Origin of the sequence: Mycobacterium sp., assembly GCF_035653355.1 — a bacterium.
Lineage (GTDB): Bacteria > Actinomycetota > Actinomycetes > Mycobacteriales > Mycobacteriaceae > Mycobacterium.
Genome location: NZ_DASRBZ010000107.1, coordinates 1 through 6,492, shown reverse-complemented (window position 1 = coordinate 6,492; position 6,492 = coordinate 1). Strand labels below are relative to the sequence as shown.

General features: G+C 64.8%; 5 protein-coding genes. 3 read left to right on the top strand and 2 right to left on the bottom strand.

Annotation, left to right across the window (positions count from 1 at the left end):
- Together VFA16_RS03450 and VFA16_RS03445 are read right to left on the bottom strand one after the other, a co-directional pair.
- Window positions 1–310: PE family protein (locus VFA16_RS03450; RefSeq protein ID WP_324966470.1), on the bottom strand; the 310-nt coding region annotated here is incomplete at its 3' end.
- A 350-nt stretch (window positions 311–660) separates the two neighbouring features.
- Window positions 661–1,884, bottom strand: a complete 1,224-nt coding sequence (locus tag VFA16_RS03445; RefSeq protein WP_324966471.1) for a class I SAM-dependent methyltransferase — start codon at window positions 1,882–1,884, stop codon at window positions 661–663.
- Window positions 1,885–2,230: 346 nt separating this feature from the next.
- Between VFA16_RS03445 and ffh the strand changes: the two genes are divergently transcribed.
- From ffh to VFA16_RS03430, 3 genes are all read left to right on the top strand, one after another.
- Window positions 2,231–3,769, top strand: coding sequence for a signal recognition particle protein (gene ffh / locus VFA16_RS03440; RefSeq protein ID WP_324966469.1), 1,539 nt, complete (start codon window positions 2,231–2,233; stop codon window positions 3,767–3,769).
- Window positions 3,770–3,776: 7 nt separating this feature from the next.
- Window positions 3,777–4,844 carry an amidohydrolase family protein gene (locus VFA16_RS03435; RefSeq protein WP_324966468.1) on the top strand — a complete coding sequence of 356 codons (1,068 nt, stop codon included), beginning with the start codon at window positions 3,777–3,779 and terminating at the stop codon, window positions 4,842–4,844.
- Window positions 4,845–4,881: 37 nt separating this feature from the next.
- Window positions 4,882–6,492 (top strand): serine/threonine-protein kinase (locus VFA16_RS03430; RefSeq protein ID WP_324966467.1); only part of this gene is annotated, 1,611 nt, incomplete at its 3' end.

The following is a 6,492-nucleotide window of genomic DNA, read 5'->3' as shown; positions in this document are numbered from 1 at the left end:
ACAACGGCGTCGAGGCGGCCGCCACCTGGTTGGCCGCCTCCGTCTCTCCGTACGAGCCGGCACTTGTACCCAGGAGGCTCACAAACTGCTGGTGAATGGCCTGAGCTTGCGTGCTGGCCGTTTGGTAGAGCTGGCCGTAGGTAGAAAAGATTCCTGCCTGCAACGCCGACACCTCGTCGGAAGCCGCAGGGGCGATTGCCGTGGTCGGGGCGGCGGCGGCCCCGTTCTCGGCGGCCATCGAGCTGCCCAGAGCCTCCAGTTGCGTCGCCGCCGCGGCGAGCGCCTCAGGCAGCGTCTTCACGAACGACATACATTTCTCCCGGGAAAAGGATCGGCCCCTTAACGGGGCTGGGCCGACGTGACCAATGGGTGTGGGTGTCTAGCAACGCATCCACGGCTACACCCTCGCGTAAGGAGGGGTGGGACACATAGCGGGTTAATTGTTTTTTAACGTCGGCGGACAAACTTTTAACAAATTGCCTGCGATCCCGTACAGCTCGATACATCTGCTGCTGGCAGCAGCAGGCGAAAGTTCGATATGCGCGGCGCGCACGTAAAAGTCTGGTTAAGTAAATCTCACAATTGCTGGTACGCGGCGGTAAAGGTTTCGCCGGACGTCTCCCTTGTGGATGACGGCGCCGACGGGGAAGTAGCTGACAGTTAACCTGAAGCCGGGTCCAAGGCCATGGTCACCCAATCGAGACGCCACAGCGACTGAAAAAGCTTGCGCCCGAACGCCTGCAGCTCGGGCGCGCTGGCATCGGGCGAGTCGCCCGTCCGCGCCACCGCTGCAACAATCTCTCGAATCGTGCGACGCCCATCGACATGCTGCACGAACGGCAGCTGGCTCGCGGTGACACGCAAACGCGCACCCGGCCAAACGATCTCAGTGCCGGAGACACCGCAACGAGTCCGCAGCACCGGAACGTAATCGAGGGATTCAACGGTCGAGAAATCGATTGTGTAGCTCTCTTTCGGTCGGTCCCGGCGACATGCCATGAAAAAATGGCAACCGTTCAAGGTCTGCAGACGTTCCATCACCGACCACAGTTTGCGCTCGGGCAACGCATTCACCGCCGAATAGAACGCGGTGTTGGGCGCGAACAAATCGTGCGGGTAATAGGGCGTCTTGTGAAACCATCCCTGAAATGTGAGCCCAGCCGAGCTGACTAGATCGATACACTCTTCGACCGTGTAACTTCGCTCGCGCGCGGGCAGAAACGTATCGACGAGTGCGGCATCGGACTGCAAATCCTGCGCAATTTTGAGATAGCTCTGAATAGGGTGATCTGGCGGAAGCACGGAGAGGGTGTCCTTAACCATTTTGACCGAGGCGTCGTCCTGGCCCAGCCCCAAGTCGCGAAAGACCGATTGCAGCAGTTCAACCCCCATGCGGCCGTACTTCGCGTAGAGCATTACACCGAGAGCGCCATCCCGCCGCAGGCAACCGGCGAGCGCTTTCATGCCTACCTGTGGATCGGCCATATGGTGCAAAACGCCAGTCGATACAACGAGGTCGAAGTCGAGTCCGAGTCTCGGCAATTCTTCGACGGAAAGCAGGTGGACCTCGAGGTTGGCAAGCCCATGCTTGTCTTTCAGATATTGCTGATGGTCCAGGGACGACTGGCTGATATCGACCGCCACAACTTTGGCTGCGGGGTTGGTGAACGCAAAAACCGCCGCCTGGTTGGTGCCACAACCAGCAATCAGGATGTCGAGATCGGCTTTGTAGTCCCGATCCGGCCAGAAAACTCGGTGCGCATGCGCAGGGTCGAACCATTCCCAGTGGTTAGCAGTCCATGCACCGAGGTCTTCGATAGGAAGTGGATACCGCCACCGCTCGTACTGGCGACCGACAATATCGGCGCCCGAATCGTCGTTCACTTCACCGGTGACCTCGTCGCGGTGGATTGTGATCGCGGACTGCCGCTGGTCAAGAGCATCCCGGTCCACCTTTGCTACCGGGGATTATGAGTTGCCGCCCTGCCTGCCGCAACCCGACCTCAGGGCCGAGCTGGCTCCTCGCGCCGTTCGCGCTCGTCGTCCCCCGGCTGGTCCCGAAGGCGGCGACCCGCTGCGCCCGGCTCCGCCGCGCTTGCGATCGCCACGTGCTTGATGGTGGCGACCCGCTGCGCCCGGCTCCGCCGCGCTTGCGATCGCCACGTGGTTGATGGTGGCGACCCGCTGCGCCCGGCTCCGCCGCGCTTGCGATCGCCACTAGGCTTGCGGCGTGTTCGAATCACTCTCCGACCGCCTGACCGGCGCCCTGCAGGAGCTGCGCGGCAAGGGTCGGTTGACCGACGCCGACATCGACGCCACCACCCGCGAAATCCGCCTGGCGCTGCTCGAAGCGGACGTGTCCTTGCCGGTGGTGCGGGCGTTCGTCAGCCGGATCAAAGAACGCGCCAAGGGCGCCGAAGTATCCGGCGCGCTCAACCCGGCGCAGCAGGTCGTCAAGATCGTCAACGAGGAGCTCATCGGCATCCTCGGCGGCCAGACGCGACAGCTCGCGTTCGCGAAAACACCGCCGACCGTCATCATGCTGGCCGGCCTGCAAGGCTCCGGTAAGACCACGCTGGCTGGCAAACTCGCCAAATGGCTTCGCGGACAAGGGCATACACCGCTTTTGGTAGCCTGCGACCTGCAGCGGCCGGCCGCCGTGAACCAGCTGCAAGTCGTCGGCGAGCGGGCCGGCGTAGCGGTGTTCGCGCCCCACCCCGGCGCCTCACCCGAAGCTGGCCCCGCTGATCCAGTGGCCGTGGCCTCCCAAGGGGTTGCCGAGGCGCGGGCCAAGCACTTCGACGTCGTCATCGTCGACACCGCCGGCCGGCTCGGCATCGACGACGAGATGATGGCGCAGGCCGCCGCCATCCGCACGGCCATCAACCCCGACGAGGTGCTGTTCGTCCTCGACGCCATGATTGGGCAGGACGCCGTTACCACCGCCGAGGCGTTCGGCGCCGGCGTCGGGTTCACCGGCGTGGTGCTGACCAAGCTCGACGGTGACGCCCGCGGGGGCGCCGCGCTATCGGTGCGCGAAGTCACCGGTGTGCCAATCCTTTTCGCGTCCACCGGTGAAAAGCTCGAGGACTTTGACGTCTTCCACCCCGACCGGATGGCCAGCCGCATTCTGGGCATGGGCGATGTGCTGAGCCTCATCGAACAGGCCGAACAGGTCTTCGACGCCCAACAGGCGGAGGCCGCCGCCGCCAAGATCGGCACCGGCGAGCTGACGCTGGAGGACTTCCTCGAACAGATGCTGGCGATCCGCAAGATGGGGCCGATCGGCAACCTGCTGGGCATGTTGCCCGGCGCTGGCCAGATGAAAGAGGCGCTGGCCGCCGTCGACGACAAACAGCTGGACCGTCTACAGGCCATCATCCGCGGGATGACACCCGAAGAGCGGGCCGACCCCAAGATCATCAACGCCTCCCGGCGGCTGCGCATCGCCAACGGCTCCGGTGTGACGGTCTCGGAGGTCAACCAGCTGGTTGACCGGTTCTTCGAGGCTCGCAAGATGATGTCGTCGATGATGGGCAGCATGGGCATGCCGGGCCTGGGACGTAAATCGTCGCGGAAAGCCAAGGGGGGCAAGGGGAAAAAGGGCAAGAAGCGCGGTCCTACTCCGCCGAAAGCCCGCAGCCCGCTCGGCGCCGGCATGCCGGCGGGATTCCCCGACCTGTCACACATGCCGGAAGGGCTCAACGAGCTGCCACCGGGGCTGGCGGACTTTGATTTGTCCCAGCTGAAGTTCCCCGGCAAGAAGTAGGCGCGGGGTGCGACTGCACATCCGCGGCAGAGGCCTGCCCGACGATGCCCCGCTCGAGCTGTGGCTCGTCGACGGAAAGATCAGTGTCGAACCAGTCAACGGCACTGACACTGTCTTCGACGGCGGCTGGATCATCCCGGGTCTGGTGGATGCGCACTGCCACGTCGGGCTGGGCGCGCACGGCGCCATCGAACTCGACGAGGCGATCAACCAGGCCGAGACGGAACGCGACGTTGGCGCGTTGCTGCTGCGGGACTGCGGCTCACCGACCGATACCCGCTCCCTGGACGACCACGCCGATCTGCCGCGCATCATCCGCGCCGGCCGGCACCTAGCCAGACCCAAACGGTATTCGCCCGGTCTCGCGATCGAACTCGACGACGAGTCGCAACTGCCGCAGCTGGTGGCCGAGCAAGCCAGACGCGGCGACGGGTGGGTGAAGCTGGTCGGCGACTGGATCGACCGGCAGATCGGTGATTTGGCACCGTTGTGGTCCGACGAGGTGCTCAAGACGGCAATCGATGCCGCGCACTCCCACGGAGCACGGGTCACTGCGCACGTCTTCGGCGAAGACGCGCTGCCGGGCCTGATCAACGCCGGCATCGACTGCATCGAGCACGGCACCGGAGTCACCGACGACATCATCGAGCTGATGGTCGAGCGCGGCACCGCATTGGTGCCCACACTGATCAATATCGAGAACTTCCCCGGCATCGCTGCTTCGGCGGAAAAGTACCCAACCTACGCCGCGCACATGCGCGACCTGCATGCCAAGTGTTATTCGCGGATGGCCGCGGCACGCGATGCGGGCGTACCGGTATATGCCGGCACCGACGCCGGCACCATGGTCGTCCACGGCCGCATCGCCGACGAGGTGGAGGCGCTCAAGGGCATCGGGATGAGTCCCACCCAGGCGCTGGGCGCGGCGTCATGGGATGCCCGACGCTGGCTGGGCCGGACGAGCTTGGATCATGGTGCGTCGGCAGACCTATTGTGCTACAACGACGATCCGCGGCAAGGACCCGGCGTGCTGAGAAGCCCCGACCTCGTGATCTTGCGAGGCCGGCTGTTCTGACAAGACGCGGGGCGCCGACCGCCGATAGGATCGGTGAATGCCGTTGGCCCCTGGGTCGACCTTTGCTGGATACACCATCGTTCGGATGCTGGGCACTGGCGGCACCGGTGAGGTTTATCTCGCTCAACATCCGACGCTTCCCCGCCAGGACGCGTTAAAAGTCCTTCCTCGGTCGATGACAGCGGACCGCAAGTTCCGCGAGAGGTTTCACCGTGAAACCGAGATCGCCACAACGCTGTATCACCCGCACATCGTCGAGGTGTGTGGCCGCGGCGAGTTCGACGGGCAGCTGTGGATCGCGATGGAGTACCTCGACGGCATCAATGCCGCGCAGCTCATGCGAGAGCAGTTTCCGGCCGGGATGCCCGCCGGTGAGGCGCTGTCGATCGTCGCTGCCATCGCCTGGGCATTGGATTACGCGCATCAACGCGCGATGTTGCACCGCGCTGTAAAGCCGGCCAACATCTTTCTGACTAATCCGGGCGGCGGTGAACCACGGATCCTGTTGGCGGACTTCGGCTTAGCACGCGAACTGGGTAGGGCCCGACGGCTGACGCGCAGCGAGCTGCCCGCGGACACGCTTGCCTACGCCGCGCCGGAGCAGCTGACTGGCTCGCACATCGACGAGCGCGCCGACCAGTACGGGCTGGCGGCCACTACAGTTCATTTGCTCACCGGTGCGCCGCCGTACCAGGATCTCGACGTCAGCCAACGGCTGAACGCGGCGCCACCCAAACTCGCCGATCGGCACCCGGATTTGTGGCGTCTCGACGGCGCGCTGTCCACCGCGCTCGGCGAAAACCCCGCCTACCGATTCGCCAGCTGTCGCGCGTTCGCCGATGCGCTGGTCGGGATGGCCGGCGTCTCAGTAGGTGATCGCAGCCCCGAGGCCGTTCTTACCCTCGACTACCCCGACGAAGCGACGCTTGCGAGCCAAGCCGAAACCGCAACGCACTACAAACCTCGCGGCGTCCGGCAGTCGCTGATGACCACGCTGGCGCAGCGGCTGCCTCGACGGCGCAGTACCGTGCCGCCAACCCCTACACCGGTCGCGGCGAGTCGCCGGTGGCCGTGGATCTTGTTGGGGTCGGCGGCCGGGGCGGTGCTCACATTGGTCGGCCTACTTGCCGGCATCACGCTCACCCGCAATAACCAGGCGACGGCACCTCAGGTCAGCGTCCCCACAACGAGCACCACAGCTGCGGCCGCCGCCCCGACCATCAAAACCCCGGCAGCGCCGCCGGCCATGCTCGACGGCACATACCAGATCGACGTCAACCGTGCGCAGCAAACCTACAATGACGCGCCCGACCCGCAGCCACCGAATGTCACCACGTGGTGGGCCTTCCGCACGTCGTGCACACCTACCGGATGCGTCGCCAACGCAGTCTTGCTGGACGACGACAACCACCAAACGATCAGCACGACAGCCGGCACCCACGTCCTCATCCTGGATTTCCGGGACGGCGCCTGGCAGTCGCGGCCAGAAACCGTACAGTTCCCCTGCCTCGGGCCGAACGGGACGACAGCAAACGAGACCACCACACAGGTCATCTCACTGCAACCGCAGGAGCACGGCCCGCTGCGCGGCGTGATGAAAGTGACGGTCGAGACCGACGAATGCGCCCAGAAAGGAGGCCAGATCGTG